This is a genomic window from Bradyrhizobium vignae, from assembly GCF_004114425.1.
Lineage (GTDB): Bacteria > Pseudomonadota > Alphaproteobacteria > Rhizobiales > Xanthobacteraceae > Bradyrhizobium > Bradyrhizobium vignae.
In genome coordinates this window covers 19,590-37,410 of record NZ_RDQF01000011.1, presented here as the reverse complement: position 1 = coordinate 37,410, position 17,821 = coordinate 19,590, and the positions used below count along the sequence as shown (strand labels likewise).

Here is a 17,821-nt window from a genome sequence, read left to right as displayed (position 1 = left end):
CGAAGGCCTGAGGTCGCCAACCTTTATGGGGAAGGTTTTCTCGCGGCCCGGGGGCTTTTGGGGTTGGGGATGGGCCGGGAGCCAAGAATCTACGCGCGACGCGCAGAGTCGTTCCAAGCGGTCCGGCAGAAAGTCCACCGGCGCGACCTATCGGGAACGGGGTACCTCACGCTTTCCGGTTTGGGCTTGCGCAAGCGGCACGCTAGGATACCTCGTTTGACGGAGGCTCATTTGAAACCATTCATTTTCATCGGCGCCATCGCGCTGCTTGCGACGGCTCCCGCCCATGCACAAACGCTGGTCGATCCCAACAAGGTTGCTCCCGAATATCGCGAGGCAGCCGAGAAGCGCCGGGCCGAGCAGTTGCGCCAGCGTGAATGCGCGCTGAAGGCGGACCTCGAGAAGATACTGCCCAGGGATCGCACCGCCTTCCTCAACCATTGCCTGGACGCGATGGTGGCCAGGCAATAGCGGCTGGCTGACTGTTCCAACCGGTCTTCTGCCGTTGGCCGCGCGCGTTCTGCCGGCGTCCGGCCGCAAATGCATTCAAGCTTTCTTCAGATATTTCGGATCAGTTGACGATCCATTTTCAAAGTCATTGTTGTCCGCGCATGAGTTCGGTCCAGATTCAGTGCACGCGGTGCAAGAACGTGTTTCGCGATCGCGCCGGGCGGTTGCAGGACGGCTATTCCAGGCAATGTCCGAGTTGCGAAGTGGTGCTGTTCTTCGCCGAGGACTCCCAACATCCCTTCATCCAGCGGGCGATGCGCGATGCGCGCAAGGTCCGCAAGGAGATGCGGGAGGCCGAGGCTGTCAGGCTCGCGGCTCTGGAGCCGCTCGCGACGCGGTCGAGGTCATTCGCTGGGCGGACGCGATCGGCGGAACGCGAGGATTAGCTCAGCTCCGCCGTCGCTTCCTCGGGAACAGGCGATCGCGGATGTAGCGCGAGGTCGGCGTCAGGCGGATGCCGCGGGGCTTCTGCCAGGCGGCGCGATCGATCTCCTTCTTGTCTCCGATCGCCAGCCTGCCCTTCGCAGACTTGGTGAGGAAGATCGCGTCGCTCATCTTGCGGCCGGAGCGCTTGTTCCTCGCCTTGACTTCCTTCCAAAGGCTGATCCTGCCGAGCTTCAGTTTGGGCAATTCCTCCTTGATCTCCCGCCGCAAGCAGTCTTTCTCCGACTCGCGCGCACGCTTGCGGCCGCCCGGGAACATCCACCGGCCGTCCGACCGGCGTCTGACCAACAATACCTTGCCGCGCCTGACGGCAACCAGCTTGGAAGACTTCGCCATTGCTGCCGTCATCGAAAACTAGAATCGAGCCAATCGTAACTTGTCTAGTGGAACAGACAAGTTCGCGGCACACCTTGATCACAGGACGCCAGCCATCGGGGGCCTGGCGTGGCACGGCCGGCAGACCGCGCCGTTCGGGGGCGAGATCAGCCCTTGCCCGCCTCCGCCCGGTCCTCGGTCCTGATCCAGGCCATCATCATTTCCCAGGCCACCGACAGGACGATCGGGCCGATGAACAGGCCGACGATGCCGTGGGCGAGCGTGCCGCCGATCACGCCGACGAAAATCACGATGGTCGGGGTGGTCAGGCCGCGTCCCATGACCAGCGGCTTCAACATGGTGTCGATGAAGCCGACGATGACGAGAAACACGGTGAGGAGCAGCGCCGTGGTGACGTCCTTGGCGGTCCAGATCCAGATGATCACCGGCAGCAGCACGAGGAAAGCACCGATCTGTACGATCGAGAGCAACAGCACGATGAAGGCGAGAAGGCCCGCGCTCGGCACAGAGGCGAGCTTGAAGCCAATGCCGGCGAGCAGCGCCTGCACGATCGCGACGCCGATCACGCCCTGCGCCACGGCGCGGATGGTCGCGCCCGCAAGCGATAGGAAATGCTCGCTCTGCTCCGGCACGATGCGAAACAGGAAGCTGCGGCCGGCGGCGACCAGCCGCGGCCCATGCGGAAACAGGAAGCCGGCCACGAACACGGAGACGAGAAACTGAAGCGTGCCCACGCCGGCATCGCCCGCGAGCGAGAGCAGCGGGCCTGCCAGCGGCTGGAGATACGGCGCCACCTCGCGCACGACCGCCCGAACGTTGTTGTAAGCTTGGTCCCAGAGATCGTAGAGCCAGGGGCCGACGAGCGGCCACGCCTTGAGCTGCTCCGGCGCCGACTGGAGCACGAGGTCGCCGGTGCCGAGCTGGTGCGCCAGCTCGCGCACGCCGTCCACCGCGCTGATGCCGAGCCAGGTCGCCGGACCAATGACGATGCCGAGCGTAATCAGGGTCAGGATCGCCGCTGCGGTCTTGGGCCGGCCGCCGAGGATCTTGGCAACCCAGCTGAACGCCGGATAGAACGCGACCGCCAGCACGCCGCTCCAGGCCAGGATCGGTACGAACGGGCGGATGATCAGGAAGGTCCAGATGATCAGCAGGGCGAGCAGGCCGAGCCGGATCACGAGCTGGATGACGTCCTCTCCCGTCAGGAGCTGACGGAGGTTTTTCACGGGCACAGCTTTCCTTGCGGCATGAACGCAACTTCCGGCGCTTGCGAGGCCCTGCCGTTATGCCAGCAACGCATCCTGCGTCAAGGCGACTGGAACTGCCCATGCTCCCGATTGGGAACAGATCGGGCCATTCCGCATTCCGAGACGATGACGCGCCCTCCCGAAGAGCCTCTTGCACGCGCAGGGACGCACCGCGGCATCCGTTACTCTCTGAGGCCAAACGCCGCGCCCGGCTTTTGGCGCTATACCTATGCGATCAGGGACAAGGTCCGCTCGGGGCGAGTGCAAGGCAGGCTGTCGCTGCTCGCCATCAGACGGGTGCAGATGCTCATCGACCGGGACATTCGAAGCGCTCGAGGCGGCTGATATGGATGGGCGGCGGATGGCCTCCCCTCCAACCCGGGCTTGGCTAATGCCCATTAACCGGATTTCCCCGCGCCAGTTTACGCTGCTGCAAACGCTGCTGACTACTGTGGATCGAGACCACCGAAACACATTCTGGGCAATGGCCAACAGCATCTGGACGATCGAACAGTTCACCTGTGCGGGTTGCGGCATGAACTACACCGCGACCAGAGAGGAGCACAGCGAGGCCCACACCGGCAGCTTCAAATGCGGCATCTGTAGCGGCGTGGTGCACGCCTGGTCCGGCAAGCATCATTTCTTCGGCTGGCAAGCCGTGAAGACGAGGCCGCCTGTGTTCGGGAGGCGCTGGGCGGGCGTCGAGTGGTAAGCCGTCCACGGCGTTCGCAGGATCGGCCGAATTGCACCGGCGCCGTTTGGACTCCGTTCACCGATCGCCGCTAAAGCATGATCCGGAAAAGTGCGAAGCGGTTTTCCGGAAAGATCATGCGTAAACAACAAGCTAAAGCGCGATGACGATTCATCCAAATCTCATTGCGCTTTAGATCAGGATGGATCCTCCGCGTCGAACCCATGGCCGATCTCAACGCCGTCCTGACCAGGCTCAACGACCGTCTGCTCCGCCTCGAGGGCGAGCTGTTCGTGCTGCGCTCGCTGGCGCGAGCGACGCTGACGGCGGGCGACGACCATGCGGCACGCATGCGCAAGCTGGTCGAGGCCGCAAAGGTCGCGCTCGACGACGAGGCCAAGCGCCCTCTCGACAGGCCGACCCGCAAATATGTCGATGCGGCAACCGCACTGGTGGAGGAGCTGCTGGTCGAGCCGACTCCGGCGCGACCGCTGTTCACGGTGATTGACGGCGGCCGGCGCGACTGAGCGATAGACGCTCGACTCCTCCAAATCGCAGGGACAAAGCCTCAGGATGGTGTCCCACGGAACGACCCGACGATTGAGACACTGCCGCCCCCAACCATGCATGAACCGGGCGCGGACCAAGACCATGCATCGGCCTCAGATCCCCCGCAACGACGCAGACCTCTAGATTGCCGTGGAATTCTCCGCGTTGAGCCGGCTGAGCCCTGCCTCGATGATCGCGATCTCCTCGTCGATCTTGCCGATCGGCAGGCTGAAATCATAGCCGGACCGGCTCTTCAGATCGACCGCGAGCCGCTGCCTGTGCATCATCAGCTCATCGAGTCCACGGCGGTTCTTCAGACGCACATAGGCGTCCACGATCTGCTCGATTGCACTCGGCATGAGATCCATCCCGGCGAAAAGGCGCGGCGGCGCGCCCACGCCGGCGGACGTCTTCGTGTCGCGGTACGCAATACAAATCCGCGACAGATTCGTCGATACACGAAGCTGGTTGAGATCGTGTTACCGCCCGATGATTTCGCGATGCATGGGCGCAAAGGCCGCCGGCGATCAGCTGAGCGATCGACTGCGCAATCCCAGAGTTCGTCGCAGCCAGCGCCCAGCGCATTGTTGATAACCCACGCAAATGCCGCGCGGGTGGTGACAGGGCATACGAACGTGTTATCGGGAGGATGACGCAGTTGCGAGACGGATCGGACACATATGCGCATTACCCTCGTCGGCTCCCGCCATTTCGGCGTGACCACCCTCAACATGTTGCGGGAGCACAGCGTCGCGGTCGTCCGGGTCGTCGTGGCCGATGCCGAAGATCGCCTCGCCGCGACTGCCAGGGCTGCCGGCATCGAGGTCGTGGTCCAGGCCAATCCGAAACTGGTGGTGGCGTCCGAGATTGCCCCGGATACCGATCTGATCATCACGGCGCACAGCCACGCCCGAATCGGCAAGGACGCGCTCGCCTCCGCCAAGTTCGGCGGGATCGGCTATCACCCCTCACTGCTGCCACGCCATCGCGGCAAGGCCGCGGTGGAATGGACCATCAAGGAAGGCGACCCGATCGCCGGCGGGACCATCTACCATCTCGCCGACCGCATGGACGCAGGCGCGATCGCCGCCCAGGACTGGTGCTTCGTCAAGAAAGGCGAGACCGCACGGGAGCTTTGGGAGCGTGCGCTGGCGCCCCTCGGGCTCAAGCTGCTCGCCGATGTGATCGACTACATCAAGGTGCACAAGGCGCTGCCCGCCAAAGTTCAGGACGAGCAGTTCGCGACCTCCGCGCCAAGCCTTTCCTGACCGAAGCCTTTCCTGAGTCGCCCTTACGTTTACTCTTAACGTGAAGCGACCTTGATTCCACTTCGGAAATTGGCACCAAGAGCGCAAATAAACCATTGTTCCCACAGGAACAATTTTGCCTTTGGCATTGCAACAAATTTCGGTCACATTTCGCCCGAATAAGCGTCAGCATATCGGACACATTCGAGGACGAATTCATGCGTTTTGGTCGCATTGCGGTGTTTTGTGCCGCCTCAGTTTTCGCCGGCACCCTCGCTGCCCCCGCCTTTGCCCAGAACCCCTATGATGGCAACTGGCAGGTCACCATCGTGACCAAGAGCGGTTCGTGCGAACCGACCGCTAGCTCCATGCTGACGGTTGCCGATGGCAAGATCACCGCACCCGGCGCTAACGTTTCCGGCACCATCGGCAGCGGGGGACTTGTGAAAGTTTCGATCAATGGTGCATATGCCAACGGTCAACTCAACGGCAACGCCGGATCGGGGAAGTGGAATGGAGCATCTGCAGGCATACCGTGCAGCGGGCGGTGGGAAGCATCGCGCCAATAAGCCAACTGAGTCTCGCGCTGGAAGCCGGCGGCTGCTGATCGCGGCCGCCGTTTTGTTTGCAGCGGGCATCGCCCACACCGAAAGCAAAGCTCAGTCAGGCCCGTTTGCGCCGATGGCAGGCACCTGGAGCGGCGGCGGTACTGTCGTCCTCGACGACGGCTCGACCGAGCGAATCCGCTGCCGGGCCAAGTACGCCCCGATCGGCCCGACCATGGAGATGTCGCTGACCTGTGCCAGCGACGCATACAAGTTTCACCTCTCCGCCAATGTCCGTGCCGAAGGCAGCGCCGTCACCGGCAGCTGGGCCGAAGCCAGCCGCAACATCTCCGGCTCGCTCGAGGGCCGCGGTGGTGGCGGAAACTTCGAGGTGGTCGCCTCGGCCGCCGGCTTCAACGCCAACATCGCGCTGAGAACGAGCGGCAACAAGCAGACCGTCACGATGCGCGCCGACAGCCAATTCCGCGGCGCCAACATCGCGATGACGCGCTGAGCCAGATCACGTTCAAGACCATCGACCCGGCGACCTCGCCGGGTTTTTTTTATGCATTCGGCACGAACGCCGTGACCTCGATCTCGACCTTGGCCCGCTCATCCACGAGACCGCCAATACAAAGCAGCGTCGAGGGCGGGAAATTGCGTCCGAGCGTTTCCTTCCATGCTGCGCCAATGCCAGCAGCGGCCGCTTCATATTCGCTGCGGCTGGTCAGGTACCAGGTCAGACGGACGATGTGCTCGGGGCCCGCGCCGGCCTCGCCCAAGAGCTTGATGATCCGCTTCAGCGCAGTCGCGACCTGCGCGGCCATGTCGGGCGCGTAGTTGCCGGCCTCGTCGCCACCGGTTTGGCCGGCCAGAACCACCCACCGGCCCGGCCCCTCAACCACGACGCCATGGGAAAAGCCACGGGGTTTCTTCCATTCGGCCGGCTGCAAGATATGCATGAGCGAGATCTCCCGATTTTTCTCGTTGTTCGCTGATGCATTAACACGCCGACCTGCATTGCTGCATCCGCAGATTTGGCCGTTGCAAACGGCAGCGACGTCGCCGATACCAGCCGTCCCTTCGGAATTTCACCCTTCCGCATCCGCCAGCAATGAGCACGACACCGTCCAAAACGATGGCTGCACTGTGGATGGCGGGCTGGCTGTCGCTGATGCTGATCATGGCGGTGGCTGGGCGCGAGACCACGCGCGAGCTGAATGTCTTTCAGATCATGGAAGTGAGGTCGCTGGTCGGCTTCCTGTTGCTCTCGCCGATCATCTACCGCGTCGGCGGCTTGAAGGTGCTCAAGACATCGCGCCTGCCACAGCATGTCGGGCGCAATTTGGTGCACTACGTCGCCCAGCTCGGCTGGTTCTTCGCGCTGACGCTGATCCCGATCGGCCAGGTGGTGGCGATCGAGTTCACCATGCCGATCTGGACGGCCCTCCTCGCGGCAAGCTTCCTGTCCGAGCGAATGACGCCATGGAAGATCACCGCCATCGTGCTCGGCCTCGTCGGGGTGATCATGATCGTGCGGCCGGCTACTGGCGAGATCAATCCGGGCCAGCTCATCGCGCTCGGGGCCGCCATGGGATTTGGCGTCTCGATGGCCCTGGTCAAATCGCTGACCCGCACCGAAAGCGCGCTCTCGATCCTGTCCTGGATGCTGGTGGTGCAATCGGTCGCAGGCTTCGTTCCGACGCTGTTCGTCTGGACGTGGCCATCGGTCTATGTCTGGGCCTGGGTCGGCGTGATCGCCATCTGCGGCACATTCTCGCACTACTGCCTCGCCAGCGCGATGCGCTACGCCGACGCGACGATCGTGGTTCCCATGGACTTCCTGCGGGTCCCACTGACCGCAACCGCCGGCTGGTTGCTGTATTCCGAGCGGCTCGACGCCTGGACCGTACTCGGTGCGGCGCTGATCCTTTTCGGCAATCTCCTGAATTTAAAGCCCGCTTCGCCGGTTCCCGCTCGCGCGCAGTGAACCTCGCGCCACCTCGCGCGACAAAACGAAGTGGCCGTGTGATTTGGGTCACGTTGGAGTGTCCCTCCATCGTGCACATTCGGCCACACAGCAGCGGGTTGGTGCAACGGACTGCCGTTTTGGTGGCGCGAAGTCGGGCACTTCGTGTAGCTTCGTTGCCGATTTGTTGCTGCCTGCAATTCGATTCTGGGGATTTCAGAATGCGCTATCTCACCCTCCTCGCTTCGCTGATGTGCATGGCCCTGTCGGTCAGTGCCGCCAAGGCTGACCGCCGCGTCGCCTTCGTGGTCGGCAACGGCTCGTACAAGAACGTCGCGCAATTGCCGAACCCGCCAATCGATGCCAAGGCGATGGCGGCGACGCTGCGCAATGTCGGCTTCGAGGTGATCGAAGGCTCCAACCTCAGCCGCGACCAGATGACGGAGAAGCTGCTCGATTTCGGCCGCAAGGCGCAGGGCTCCGACATCGCGCTGTTCTATTATGCCGGGCACGGCATCGCCGTCAGCGGCACCAACTATCTCCTGCCTGTCGATGCCGACATCAAATCGGAGATGGACGTCAAGCTGGGGGCCGCCATCAACATCGACCTGACGCTCGAGCAGACCATGGGCGATGCCAAGGTCAAGCTCGTCTTCCTCGATGCCTGCCGCGACAATCCATTCGCCGCCAAGATCAAGTCGAACTCGGCGACCCGCAGCGTCAACGTCCAGAGCGGTTTGGCCGAGATGAAGTCCGGCGAAGGCACGCTGATCGCGTTCGCGACCGGCCCGGGCCAGACCGCGCTCGACGGCCAGGAGGGCAACAACAGCCCGTTCACCCGTGCACTGATCGACAACATCACCAAGCCCGGCGTCGAGATCCAGCAGGCGATGACGGCGGTGCGCGCCCAGGTCAATGAAGAGACCCGCAAGAGCCAGCTGCCCTGGGGCCACACCAACCTGACCGGCTCGGTCTATCTCAACCAAGCCCCGACGACCCAGGTCGCCAACGCGGCCCCGACCGCTTCCGCGGTCGTGCCGGCGGCGGCCGGGAGCTCGGACGGTGTCGAGCTCGAATATTGGCGCTCGGTGAAGGAGTCCAACAAGCCGGAGGAGCTCAACGCCTATCTCTCCGCCTATCCGAACGGTCAGTTCAAGGCGCTGGCGCTGGCACGGCTCGCGGCGATCAAGAGCGGACCCTCGACCGCGACCCGTACGCTCAACGCCGGCGTCGATCCTGCGACCTTCACCGACGAGGCCACCCAGCTCACCGAGGACCAGATCGGCCTCGACAAGGCCCAGCGCCGCGACGTGCAGCGCCGCCTCACCGGCCTCGGCTTCGACACCAAGCAGACCGGCGTGTTCAGCGACGAGACCCGTGCGGTCATCAAGCGCTGGCAGGCAGCGCGCGGCTATCCATCGTCCGGCTACCTCAACAAGCACCAGCACAAGGCCCTGCTCTCGGAGGTCGTGGCCGCTCCGCCCGTTGCGAGCGACAACGGCCAGAAGGCGGCCCGGCGCGCCAGCGCTCCGCCTCCCAGCAGCGCGCCGGCGCCGGCCCCTCAACGCAGCAGCCCCGGCGATGCTGCCGGTGCCGCCTTCGTCGGCGGTGTCGTCGGCGGCATGATGGGCGGCATGTTCCGCCGCTGAAACGAAGCCAAATTGACAACACAAAAGCCCGGCTCGCGCCGGGCTTTTCGTTGGCACGACGGCGTCGCAGCATGCTCCGTCATTGCGAGGAGCCCTTGCGACGAAGCAATCCAGGCTGTCAACCGTGGAAAGATTCTGGATTGCGTCGCTGCGCTCGACGACGATGTTGGCTACGACTTCCCCGCCGCTTTCCGCAGCGCCTCGTTGATACGGTCCTGCCAGCCGGGACCGCCCTCCTGGAAGAACTCCAGCACGTCCTGGTCAATGCGGAGCGTGACCTGCTCCTTGATGCCGGGAACGGCGTTTTGCTTGGGCGGCGCCGCGGCGACCTTCGCCGTCACCTTCTTGAACGCCGCCTCGGCCTCCGTTCTGGCATCGCCAAGCGTACGCGGCCGCCTCGGTTGATCTGCCATGTCCTAGATTCCCTCGAATAGAGCCGTCGAAAGATAGCGCTCGGAGAAGGACGGTACGATCGCCAGGATCGTCTTTCCCGCAGCTTCGGGGCGTTTGCCGATCTGCAGCGCGGCCGCGATCGCCGCGCCCGAGGAGATGCCGCCCGGAATGCCCTCATGCCGCGCCAGCGCGCGCGTAGTCTCGATCGCCGTCGTCGAGTTGATCTTCACGATCTCGTCAATCACGGAACGATCGAGGATGTCGGGGACGAAGCCGGCGCCAATCCCTTGGATCTTGTGCGGGGTATGCTGTCCCCCCGACAGCACCGGGCTCTCCTCCGGCTCGACCGCCACCACACGCAGCGAGGTCTTGCGCGGCTTGAGCACCTGGCCGACGCCGGTGATCGTGCCGCCGGTGCCGACGCCGGCCACGAAGAAATCAATGTTGCCGCCGGTGTCGTTCCAGATCTCCTCCGCGGTGGTGCGGCGGTGCACTTCGGGATTGGCGAGGTTCTTGAACTGCTGCGGCATCACCGAGTTCGGCGTCGTCTTCAACAGCTCCTCGGCGGCCGCTATCGCGCCCTTCATTCCTTGCGCTGCCGGCGTCAGCACCAGCTCGGCGCCGAGAAAAGCCAGCATCTTGCGTCGCTCGATCGACATCGATTCCGGCATCACCAGCTTCAGGCGGTAGCCGCGCGAAGCCGCCACGAATGCGAGCGCAATGCCGGTATTGCCGGAGGTCGGCTCGATCGGGCTTGACGATGCCCGCCTTCTCCATGGCGATGATCATGGCCGCGCCGATGCGGTCCTTCACGCTTGCCGCGGGATTGAAATATTCAAGTTTTGCCAAAATGGTCGCGTTCACGTCGTGCATGCGCGGCAGTCGCTGCAAGCGCACGATGGGCGTGTTGCCGAAGGCATCGACGATCGAGTCATAGATCCGGCCGCGGCCGGGTTGGTGCGCTGCACCCGTGGTGGACGATGCGTCCATGATGAACTCCTATGGCGACGATCTGTGCTTCTGTCGCGACCATTCTGGCAGTTACAGACAGCTTGCGGCGACACGCAAGCGACAATGCGGCACATGCTAAATACGCTGCATCGCAAAATCACGTGAGCGGCAGCGATCAGAAAACCAACGCATTTGTGTTGCGATCTCGTCAACTGGTTCTGCTTATGTTAGACTTACGTCTCAAAGCAGGGAGGTCACCGCGATGTCAGCAGTTGCTGAAGTGTTGTCGACCGTCGCGACCAACCGCGATCCGCGTTGCAGCGAATTGCCCACCTGCCCTGTCTGCGCCGACTCCATGGTCGCCGCCGAAGCATCCGCCTACGTGTCGGACCACGTGATCAGCTATCTCTGGACCTGCGATAATTGCGGCTACGGCTTCGTGACCAAGCACGCCGTGAAGCATCGCTTCACTTGCAACTGATCTAGCGTGGGGCGATGTCGCCCCTCGCCCAGTCCTCGCGCGTGCGCTGATAGAATTCGTCGAACTTTCCGTGTGCGATCGCGTCCCTGACGCCCCGCATCAGGGACTGGTAGTAAGCGACATTGATTTCGGACAGCAGCATCGCCCCCAGCGTTTCGCCCGCCTTGACGAGATGGTGCAGGTAGGCGCGCGCGCAGTTGCGCGTCGACGGCCATGAGCTCTCTTCATCGAGCGGGCGCGGATCGTCGGCGTGGCGTGCATTGCGCAGATTCACCTGGCCGAAGCGCGTGAACGCGACGCCGTGCCGGCCATTGCGGGTCGGCATCACGCAATCGAACATGTCGATGCCGCGCTTCACCGCTTCGAGGATGTCGTCGGGCGTGCCGACGCCCATCAGGTAGCGCGGCCGCTCTCTCGGCAGCAGCGGTGCGGTCTCGTCGATCATCGCCAGCATGACCGCCTGCGGCTCGCCGACGGCAAGACCGCCGATCGCATAGCCGTGGAAGCCGACTGCGACCAGGCCTCTGGCGCTCGCGTGGCGAAGCTGCGGCACGTCGCCGCCCTGCACGATGCCGAACAGCATGTAGCCTGCGGGCGCGCTCTCGAAGGCGCGCTTGCTTCTTTCCGCCCAGCGCAACGACAATTGCATGGCGCGCTCGATGTCCGCGTGCTCGGCCGGCAGCCGCACGCATTCATCCATCTGCATGGCGATATCGGAGCCGAGCAAACGCTGCACCTCGATCGAGCGCTCCGGCGACAGCTCGACCTTGGCACCGTCAATATGCGAGCGGAACGTGACGGCGTTCTCGCTGACTTTGCGCAGATCCGACAACGACATCACCTGGAAGCCGCCGGAATCGGTCAGCATCGGACCGTTCCAGCCGGTGAACCGCTGCAGACCGCCGAGCGCCGCGATCCGCTCGGCGCTCGGACGCAGCATCAGATGGTAAGTGTTGCCGAGCACGATATCGGCGCCGGCATCGCGCACCTCGCGCCAGTGCATGCCCTTCATGGCACCGGCGGTGCCGACCGGCATGAAGGCCGGGGTCCGCACCACGCCGTGCGGCGTGGTCAGCCGCCCGGTGCGCGCGGCGCCATCGGTGGCGAGCAACTCAAAGTGATTGGGTACGTCATCGTCGGGATTCATGGCGGTGCTTATTGCTTGTCGGAGGGAGCCGATCAACCCGCAAGGCCGCGCTCGGGGCCCGTTTGTGCTTCAGACCGGGACAGCAAGCAGCGCGAGGATATTGCTTGTCCCTCTTGTCGAACAAAACGATACAGTATAGTTTCGTCATGGGGGCTGGACGAGATGCCGCGGTGAATTTTGCCGGCGGCGCTAGATGCGTGATCGCCAGCCACCGACAATGCCGTATCCTTCGTGTTCGACCGACGCATCCGTCTCCTCGCGTGACCGGATCAGGCAGACAGGTGTCAGCCTGGTCGAATTGCTGGTCCTTATGTGCAGCCTTGCGCTCGGCGCCTGCACCTCCCTGCCGCGTACGCCCTACACGGCCGCTGAAGCCAGCGTCTCGCGCGTGCTGGATATCGACGGCCTCAGGCGCTACGCCGACGAGCCCATCACGAAATTCAGCTTTGAGAAGGGCACCAGCGCCACGACGAAAACCTATCTGGCGCTCTCCGGCGGCGGCGCCGATGGCGCCTATGGCGTCGGGGTGCTCAACGGCTGGACCGCGGCCAAGACCCGCCCCACCTTCTCGGTCGTCTCGGGCGTCAGCACCGGCGGCCTGATCGCGCCCTTCGCGTTTCTCGGCCCGCAATATGACGACACGCTGAAGGAGGTCTACACCAGCGGCATTGCGGAGAGCCTCCTGAACGATCCCAGCATCATGCGCGTGCTGTTCGGATCCGGCCTGTTCGGCAACACAAGGCTGCGCGAGCTCGTCGCGCGCTATGTAGGTCCGGAAATCATGGCGCAGGTCGCGCGCGAGCACGCGAACGGCCGGAAGCTACTGGTGGTGACGACCGATCTCGACACCCAGCGGACCGCGATCTGGGACATGGGCAAGATCGCCGCTGTTGGAACGCCCGAGGCCCTGAAACTGTTTCGCGACGTGATGGCGGCTTCCGCCAGCATTCCCCTGGTGTTTCCGCCGATCATGATCGATGCCGAAGGCCAGGGCCGCCGGTTTCAGGAGATGCATGTCGACGGCGGCGTGACGGCGCCGGTGCTCACCTTGCCGGAAGCCCTGTTGTTCCAGAGCAGCCGCCTGCCCGGCAATGCAAACATGGACATCTACATCCTCGTCAACAAGAAGATCGAACGCAACTTCGAGCTCGTCTCCAACGGCACCATCGACGTTGCCTCACGGAGCCTGTCGGCGATCACCCAATCGCAGACGCGGTCGATCATCTTCTCGACTTACGATTTCGCCAAGCGCAACCGACTGGGCTTCCATCTCTCCTACATCGCGCGCGATTACCCGGCGCCGCCGTCGGAAGGATTCGATACCGTCTATATGCGGGCGCTGTATGAGTACGGATACGAGAAGGCCGCATCCGGGCGGGCCTGGACCTCGACGCTTCCGTAAGCCGGCACGACGGAACGGGGGCGGATCGAGACCGTTGACGATACGGCCAATTCGGCCAGATTCGCGATGACGCCTCGATTGCTGCGCGTTATAGAGCAAAGACGACTGTCAGAAACGCGCAGGAATCATTGGGCATGGGATTGACTGCGACCAGGACGAGACCGGCAGCGCCACGGCGCGAGGTGCCGAAATCGCGCGGCGGCCGGCCGACGAAGTCAGCCGCGATCGAGCGCGATCAGCGGCTGATCGAGGTCGCCACCCGCCTGTTCCTGGACCGCGGCTTCGATGCGACCTCACTCGACGCGGTCGCGGAAGCCGCGCGGGTGAGCAAGCCCACGGTCTATTCCCGCTATGGCGACAAGCGCGGGCTGTTTGCGGCCGTGCTGAGGCGCGAGATCGCGCGCTGGCTCGCGCCGCTCTCGGCGGCGGCGGAGACACAGCTCTCCAGCGCCTCGAACATCTCGGTCGAGCAGCGGCTGGTCGAGATCGGGCGCGAGATGCTGACCTTCACCTGCGGTCCCGACGCCGTCGCCTTCAGCCGCATGATGACGTCGCAGGCCATCAACTTCCCCGACGTCGCCAAGCTCGGCAAGGAGGAAGGCTGGCTCAAGGCCGTCGCCACCACCGCGCGCTTCTTCGACCATCTGGTGGCGCAAGGTGCGCTCGATGTCGAAGACACCACCATTGCAGCCGAGGTATTCCTCGACGTCGTCGTCGGTCACACCCACCGCATGGCGACGTTCGGGACGGCGCTGGAGCTGAAGGCCGCCGAAAAGCGCATGCGCGCGGCGATCAAGCTGTTCCTGGCCGGCGCGCTGGGGCCCCCCGACCGCGTCCAGGACGCCGCCAAAGTCACGCCACGGCGCCGCTCCTCCCGCTGACAATTCCGTGAGCTTGCGATCTTTCCCCAAAGGGGACCGCGCGGCAGCGTTGACCAAAATAAAACGATACGGTATGGTTTAGTTATAAGCCGGGTACGGATCGCTTTTTCACCAGCCCCAAAGAGGTCCGGACCGCTTCGATCGTCACGGCGGGTATAGCCCGCCGCGGCGCTCCGCGGCCGGCCGATGCCCAAGGCCGGCCGCGAATTCTTTACGATCATCCGGCACACTCGCTGGCCGAGGGTTTCGAGCATGACGACAGCCAAACGATGGACCTCGCAACTGCTTGCGATCGCCTTGCCCGCGCTGCTCATCACCGCGCCGGCGCAGGCAATCGTGACTGCGGGCACGCCGACCGCGCTTCACAGCGAGACAGATGGTGATGCTGAAGCGGACCGCCAGGCGGTCAGCCGCGAAATAGAACGATTCCGCAGCTCGTCGATCACGATCAGCCAGGCCATGGCGATCGCGGAAGCCCGCCATGCCGGCGCCACGACGGCGGATGTGAGCTTCGACGGCGCCTCGGGCGTGCCGGTCTACCGCGTCAAGACCCTGCACAACGACCGAATCTGGCGCCACACCATCAATGCTGCGACGGGCGAGCTGGTCGGCGGGGAGGCCGCCCTCCCCCTCACTGAGCTCGACCACGAGGACCGCAGCAATCTCGCCGCGCTCGGTGCGATCAGGCACCGCCTCGCCGACGCCGTACGCGTCGCCGAGCGCGCAGCCTCGGGCAAGGCCATCAGCGGCGGCTTGGTGCGCGAACGCGGCCGGCTCAATTTTGCGATCGTCGTGATCAGCGGCGACGACCTCAAGGAGGTCATCCTGGAGCCGCCGGCTGCCCGGGCCAAATAGCGACAGGTCCCCGCGCTGCCACGTTCCCGCCGAAAACCCATTGACGGACGCAAGACTCTCCCGCATAAGTCGCCGCCATGTTCACGATCACCAAACGCACGACCAAAACCACCACGGCCTCAGGGGCCCGGGGAGGCGTGCGCACGTAGGTCGTCGACTTAAACGCATCAGCTCTACGGCAAGCCCCGCCCTCGATGGTCCGGGGCTTTTTTGTTGTCTAATTCGCAAATTCAACGGAGGACAAAGTGAGTAACGATCCCGTCGTCGCGATTGTCGGCGTCACCGGTGCGGTGGGCGCCGAATTCATCGCCGCCATGGACAAGCGCGGCTTTCGCATCAGTAAGCTCAAGGCGCTGGCGAGCGCCCGCTCCGCCGGCAAGACGGTGTCGTTCCGCGGCCAGAACGTCGTCATCGAGGAACTGACCGAGCGGTCTTTCGAAGGTGTCGATATCGCCCTGTTCTCCGCCGGCGGCAGCATCTCCAGGAAGTATGCGCCGATCGCGGTCAAGTCGGGCGCGGTCGTGGTCGACAATTCCTCCGCCTTCCGCATGGACCCGAACGTGCCGCTGGTGATTCCCGAGATCAACGCGAACCGCATCCGCGATCACAAGGGCATCATTGCGAACCCGAACTGCGCCGCGATCACCGCGCTGGTGCCGCTGTGGCCGATCCATCAGAAGAACCGGATCAAGCGCGTGATCATCTCGACCTATCAGGCGGCCTCCGGCGCCGGCGCCGCCGCGATGGAGGAGCTCGTCGAGTCCACCCGCGCCAATCTCAACGGGCAGGTCTATACGCCCAAGGTGATGCCGCACCCCTACGCCTTCAATCTCTTCAATCACAACACGGCCGTCGATCCCGAGACCGGCTACAACGACGAAGAGACCAAAGTCATCAAGGAGACCCGCAAGATCTTCGAGGACGACAGCATCGCCGTCGGCGTCACCTGCGTGCGCGTACCGGTGCTGCGCGCCCATTGCGAGGCCATCACCTTCGAATGCGAGCAGCCGATCACCGAAGACCAGGTCCGCGCCATCATGGCGCAGGCGCCCGGAGTGAAGGTCGTCGACGACCGCGCCAAGAACTACTTCCCGATGCCGATCGACGCCTCGGGCCAGGACGACGTGCTGGTCGGCCGCATCCGCAAGGACCTCAGCGACGCTAGCGGGCATTCGATCTCGATGTTCGTGGCGGCGGACCAGCTGCTCAAGGGCGCGGCGCTGAACGCGGTGCAGATCGCGGAGCTCTTGCCGCAGCGGGTGATGGCGTAACGGAGCACGCCCGTCGATCCGTCATCCTGAGGTGCGAACCATGCCGCGCCAGGCGCTGCATGGTGAGCCTCGATGAGCGGCCGAGATGCAGCAGCCGGGCCGTCGCCCTTCGAGGCTCGCCGAAGAGCCGAGCACCTCGGGGTGACGGCGATGGGTTTGCGTTGGTCGCCTACGGCACCGACGGAAACAGCAAACACGCATCCCCGTACGAATAAAACCGGTAACCATTCGCGATCGCATGCGCATAGGCCTGCTTCATGGTCTCCAACCCCGAAAACGCCGACACCAGCATAAACAGTGTCGACTTCGGCAGGTGAAAATTGGTCATCAGGACATCGACGGCGCGGAAGTGATAACCCGGCGTGATGAAGATCGAGGTCTCGGCCGCGAACGGTTGGATCATGCCGTCCTCGCTCGCCGCGCTTTCGAGCAGACGCAATGACGTCGTGCCGACCGCGACGATCCGCCTGCCATTTTTCCGCGCGCTGTTGAGCCGCTCCGCGACCTCGGCCGAGATGGTGCCCCACTCGGCGTGCATCTTGTGGCCCTCGGTGTCCTCGGCCTTGACCGGCAGGAAGGTCCCTGCCCCGACATGCAGCGTCACGCGGTTGATCCCGATGTCGCGCGCGCGCAGCGCCTGCTCCAGCGCGGGCGTGAAATGCAGACCCGCGGTCGGCGCTGCAACTGCGCCCTCGTTGGCCGCGAACATGGTCTGGTAATCCGCAAAATCCTGGTCGTCAGGCGTGCGCTTGGAAGCGATGTAGGGTGGTAGCGGCGGGCTGCCGAGATCGGCGATGGCCTGGTCGAGTGCCGGGCCGTGGAATGAGAACGACAGCGTCACCTCACCTTCTGCCCCCTTGGCCTCGACGTCGGCGTCGAGGTGGCCGAGCAGGCAGACCTTGCCTTCATTACCGAAGCGGATGCGATCGCCGGCAACAAGCTTCTTTGCCGGCTTCACCAGCGCCTGCCAGCGCGAGCCGTCGACGCGCTTGATCAGCGTCGCTTCGATCTTCGGCTCCGTCTCGCGGCCGATGCGGCGGCCCTTCAGCTGCGCCGCGATCACCTTGGTGTCGTTGACGACGAGCTGGTCGCCGGGCTTAAGCCATTGCGGCAGGTCAGAGATGGTCTGGTCGCGCAACGCGCCGTTCTCCACGACCAGCATCTTCGCGGAGTCGCGCGGACTCGCCGGACGCAATGCGATGCGCTCGGCGGGCAGGTCGAAATCGAAGAGATCGGTGCGCATGTGCGGGCCT

At 64.1% G+C, this 17,821-nt stretch carries 21 protein-coding genes and 1 pseudogene; 14 read left to right on the top strand and 8 right to left on the bottom strand.

Annotated elements, in window-relative coordinates:
• The first annotated feature begins 231 nt into the window (after positions 1 to 231).
• Entirely contained in the window at positions 232 to 471 is a 240-nt protein-coding gene (locus EAV90_RS12035) for a hypothetical protein (RefSeq protein ID WP_122403191.1), read from the top strand.
• A 179-nt stretch (positions 472 to 650) separates the two neighbouring features.
• A complete protein-coding gene (locus EAV90_RS12030; RefSeq protein WP_312016216.1) occupies positions 651 to 896 on the top strand; it encodes a hypothetical protein in 246 nt (81 codons plus the stop codon).
• A 1-nt stretch (position 897) separates the two neighbouring features.
• On the opposite strand, the gene EAV90_RS12025 is transcribed toward EAV90_RS12030, so the two are convergent.
• Complete coding sequence (locus tag EAV90_RS12025; RefSeq protein ID WP_122403189.1) at positions 898 to 1,290, bottom strand: NUDIX hydrolase; 393 nt, start codon at positions 1,288 to 1,290, stop codon at positions 898 to 900.
• A gap of 146 nt (positions 1,291 to 1,436) precedes the next feature.
• On the bottom strand, positions 1,437 to 2,516 hold the full coding sequence (locus tag EAV90_RS12020; RefSeq protein WP_376707313.1) for an AI-2E family transporter: 1,080 nt from the start codon (positions 2,514 to 2,516) through the stop codon (positions 1,437 to 1,439).
• 505 nt (positions 2,517 to 3,021) lie between these two features.
• Here EAV90_RS12020 and EAV90_RS12010 point away from each other — a divergent pair.
• Positions 3,022 to 3,249: a hypothetical protein gene (locus EAV90_RS12010; protein WP_122403186.1), complete on the top strand. Its 228-nt coding sequence runs from the start codon at positions 3,022 to 3,024 to the stop codon at positions 3,247 to 3,249.
• A gap of 203 nt (positions 3,250 to 3,452) precedes the next feature.
• A complete protein-coding gene (locus EAV90_RS12005) occupies positions 3,453 to 3,755 on the top strand; it encodes a hypothetical protein (RefSeq protein ID WP_122403185.1) in 303 nt (100 codons plus the stop codon).
• Between the two features lie 162 nt (positions 3,756 to 3,917).
• Here the strand turns inward: EAV90_RS12005 and EAV90_RS12000 are convergent, their stop codons facing one another.
• Complete coding sequence (locus EAV90_RS12000; protein ID WP_122406663.1) at positions 3,918 to 4,136, bottom strand: hypothetical protein; 219 nt, start codon at positions 4,134 to 4,136, stop codon at positions 3,918 to 3,920.
• Between the two features lie 321 nt (positions 4,137 to 4,457).
• On the opposite strand from EAV90_RS12000, the gene EAV90_RS11995 reads away from it, so the two are divergent.
• The 3 genes from EAV90_RS11995 (at position 4,458) to EAV90_RS11985 (ending at position 6,083) form a co-directional block, all read left to right on the top strand.
• Complete coding sequence (locus EAV90_RS11995; RefSeq protein ID WP_122403184.1) at positions 4,458 to 5,045, top strand: formyltransferase family protein; 588 nt, start codon at positions 4,458 to 4,460, stop codon at positions 5,043 to 5,045.
• A gap of 197 nt (positions 5,046 to 5,242) precedes the next feature.
• The gene (locus EAV90_RS11990) at positions 5,243 to 5,593 is read left to right on the top strand and encodes a hypothetical protein (RefSeq protein ID WP_122406662.1); all 351 of its coding nucleotides are present in this window, start codon (positions 5,243 to 5,245) and stop codon (positions 5,591 to 5,593) included.
• On the top strand, positions 5,538 to 6,083 hold the full coding sequence (locus tag EAV90_RS11985) for a hypothetical protein (protein WP_162500270.1): 546 nt from the start codon (positions 5,538 to 5,540) through the stop codon (positions 6,081 to 6,083). Before EAV90_RS11990 ends, EAV90_RS11985 begins: the two co-directional genes overlap by 56 nt.
• Before the next feature lie 49 nt (positions 6,084 to 6,132).
• Here the strand turns inward: EAV90_RS11985 and EAV90_RS11980 are convergent, their stop codons facing one another.
• Positions 6,133 to 6,531, bottom strand: a complete 399-nt coding sequence (locus EAV90_RS11980) for a RidA family protein (protein WP_122403182.1) — start codon at positions 6,529 to 6,531, stop codon at positions 6,133 to 6,135.
• A gap of 152 nt (positions 6,532 to 6,683) precedes the next feature.
• On the opposite strand from EAV90_RS11980, the gene EAV90_RS11975 reads away from it, so the two are divergent.
• Entirely contained in the window at positions 6,684 to 7,559 is an 876-nt protein-coding gene (locus EAV90_RS11975) for a DMT family transporter (protein WP_122403181.1), read from the top strand.
• A 200-nt stretch (positions 7,560 to 7,759) separates the two neighbouring features.
• Positions 7,760 to 9,187, top strand: coding sequence for a caspase family protein (locus EAV90_RS11970; protein ID WP_129143471.1), 1,428 nt, complete (start codon positions 7,760 to 7,762; stop codon positions 9,185 to 9,187).
• 170 nt (positions 9,188 to 9,357) lie between these two features.
• Here EAV90_RS11970 and EAV90_RS11965 read toward each other — a convergent pair whose 3' ends face one another.
• Together EAV90_RS11965 and cysK are read right to left on the bottom strand one after the other, a co-directional pair.
• Complete coding sequence (locus tag EAV90_RS11965) at positions 9,358 to 9,600, bottom strand: BrnA antitoxin family protein (protein WP_129143470.1); 243 nt, start codon at positions 9,598 to 9,600, stop codon at positions 9,358 to 9,360.
• Positions 9,601 to 9,603: 3 nt separating this feature from the next.
• Positions 9,604 to 10,570, bottom strand: a pseudogene (gene cysK, locus EAV90_RS11960) (cysteine synthase A).
• 223 nt (positions 10,571 to 10,793) lie between these two features.
• Between cysK and EAV90_RS11955 the strand changes: the two are divergent.
• The gene (locus tag EAV90_RS11955; protein WP_122403177.1) at positions 10,794 to 11,012 is read left to right on the top strand and encodes a hypothetical protein; all 219 of its coding nucleotides are present in this window, start codon (positions 10,794 to 10,796) and stop codon (positions 11,010 to 11,012) included.
• A gap of 1 nt (position 11,013) precedes the next feature.
• On the opposite strand, the gene tgt is transcribed toward EAV90_RS11955, so the two are convergent.
• Positions 11,014 to 12,159 carry a tRNA guanosine(34) transglycosylase Tgt gene (gene tgt, locus EAV90_RS11950; protein ID WP_122403176.1) on the bottom strand — a complete coding sequence of 382 codons (1,146 nt, stop codon included), beginning with the start codon at positions 12,157 to 12,159 and terminating at the stop codon, positions 11,014 to 11,016.
• A 193-nt stretch (positions 12,160 to 12,352) separates the two neighbouring features.
• Here tgt and EAV90_RS11945 point away from each other — a divergent pair, with 193 nt between their 5' ends.
• The 4 genes from EAV90_RS11945 (at position 12,353) to EAV90_RS11930 (ending at position 16,568) form a co-directional block, all read left to right on the top strand.
• Positions 12,353 to 13,561 carry a patatin-like phospholipase family protein gene (locus EAV90_RS11945; protein ID WP_122403175.1) on the top strand — a complete coding sequence of 403 codons (1,209 nt, stop codon included), beginning with the start codon at positions 12,353 to 12,355 and terminating at the stop codon, positions 13,559 to 13,561.
• 134 nt (positions 13,562 to 13,695) lie between these two features.
• Positions 13,696 to 14,442, top strand: a complete 747-nt coding sequence (locus tag EAV90_RS11940) for a TetR/AcrR family transcriptional regulator (RefSeq protein ID WP_129143469.1) — start codon at positions 13,696 to 13,698, stop codon at positions 14,440 to 14,442.
• A gap of 252 nt (positions 14,443 to 14,694) precedes the next feature.
• Positions 14,695 to 15,297: a PepSY domain-containing protein gene (locus EAV90_RS11935; RefSeq protein WP_162500269.1), complete on the top strand. Its 603-nt coding sequence runs from the start codon at positions 14,695 to 14,697 to the stop codon at positions 15,295 to 15,297.
• Positions 15,298 to 15,542: 245 nt separating this feature from the next.
• Entirely contained in the window at positions 15,543 to 16,568 is a 1,026-nt protein-coding gene (locus EAV90_RS11930; RefSeq protein ID WP_122403172.1) for an aspartate-semialdehyde dehydrogenase, read from the top strand.
• A 169-nt stretch (positions 16,569 to 16,737) separates the two neighbouring features.
• On the opposite strand, the gene queA is transcribed toward EAV90_RS11930, so the two are convergent.
• Positions 16,738 to 17,811 carry a tRNA preQ1(34) S-adenosylmethionine ribosyltransferase-isomerase QueA gene (gene queA, locus EAV90_RS11925; protein ID WP_122403171.1) on the bottom strand — a complete coding sequence of 358 codons (1,074 nt, stop codon included), beginning with the start codon at positions 17,809 to 17,811 and terminating at the stop codon, positions 16,738 to 16,740.
• Positions 17,812 to 17,821 lie beyond the last annotated feature (10 nt).

Bases quoted from the DNA above. Each gene is read 5' to 3' on its own strand.
- EAV90_RS12025 (WP_122403189.1), bottom strand. From the start codon at position 1,290: ATGGCGAAGTCTTCCAAGCTGGTTGCCGTCAGGCGCGGCAAGGTATTG.
- EAV90_RS12010 (WP_122403186.1), top strand. From the start codon at position 3,022: ATGGCCAACAGCATCTGGACGATCGAACAGTTCACCTGTGCGGGTTGC.
- EAV90_RS12005 (WP_122403185.1), top strand. From the start codon at position 3,453: ATGGCCGATCTCAACGCCGTCCTGACCAGGCTCAACGACCGTCTGCTC.
- EAV90_RS12000 (WP_122406663.1), bottom strand. From the start codon at position 4,136: ATGCCGAGTGCAATCGAGCAGATCGTGGACGCCTATGTGCGTCTGAAG.
- EAV90_RS11995 (WP_122403184.1), top strand. From the start codon at position 4,458: ATGCGCATTACCCTCGTCGGCTCCCGCCATTTCGGCGTGACCACCCTC.
- EAV90_RS11990 (WP_122406662.1), top strand. From the start codon at position 5,243: ATGCGTTTTGGTCGCATTGCGGTGTTTTGTGCCGCCTCAGTTTTCGCC.
- EAV90_RS11985 (WP_162500270.1), top strand. From the start codon at position 5,538: ATGGAGCATCTGCAGGCATACCGTGCAGCGGGCGGTGGGAAGCATCGC.
- EAV90_RS11980 (WP_122403182.1), bottom strand. From the start codon at position 6,531: ATGCATATCTTGCAGCCGGCCGAATGGAAGAAACCCCGTGGCTTTTCC.
- EAV90_RS11975 (WP_122403181.1), top strand. From the start codon at position 6,684: ATGAGCACGACACCGTCCAAAACGATGGCTGCACTGTGGATGGCGGGC.
- EAV90_RS11970 (WP_129143471.1), top strand. From the start codon at position 7,760: ATGCGCTATCTCACCCTCCTCGCTTCGCTGATGTGCATGGCCCTGTCG.
- EAV90_RS11965 (WP_129143470.1), bottom strand. From the start codon at position 9,600: ATGGCAGATCAACCGAGGCGGCCGCGTACGCTTGGCGATGCCAGAACG.
- EAV90_RS11955 (WP_122403177.1), top strand. From the start codon at position 10,794: ATGTCAGCAGTTGCTGAAGTGTTGTCGACCGTCGCGACCAACCGCGAT.
- tgt (WP_122403176.1), bottom strand. From the start codon at position 12,159: ATGAATCCCGACGATGACGTACCCAATCACTTTGAGTTGCTCGCCACC.
- EAV90_RS11945 (WP_122403175.1), top strand. From the start codon at position 12,353: ATGCGTGATCGCCAGCCACCGACAATGCCGTATCCTTCGTGTTCGACC.
- EAV90_RS11940 (WP_129143469.1), top strand. From the start codon at position 13,696: ATGGGATTGACTGCGACCAGGACGAGACCGGCAGCGCCACGGCGCGAG.
- EAV90_RS11935 (WP_162500269.1), top strand. From the start codon at position 14,695: ATGACGACAGCCAAACGATGGACCTCGCAACTGCTTGCGATCGCCTTG.
- queA (WP_122403171.1), bottom strand. From the start codon at position 17,811: ATGCGCACCGATCTCTTCGATTTCGACCTGCCCGCCGAGCGCATCGCA.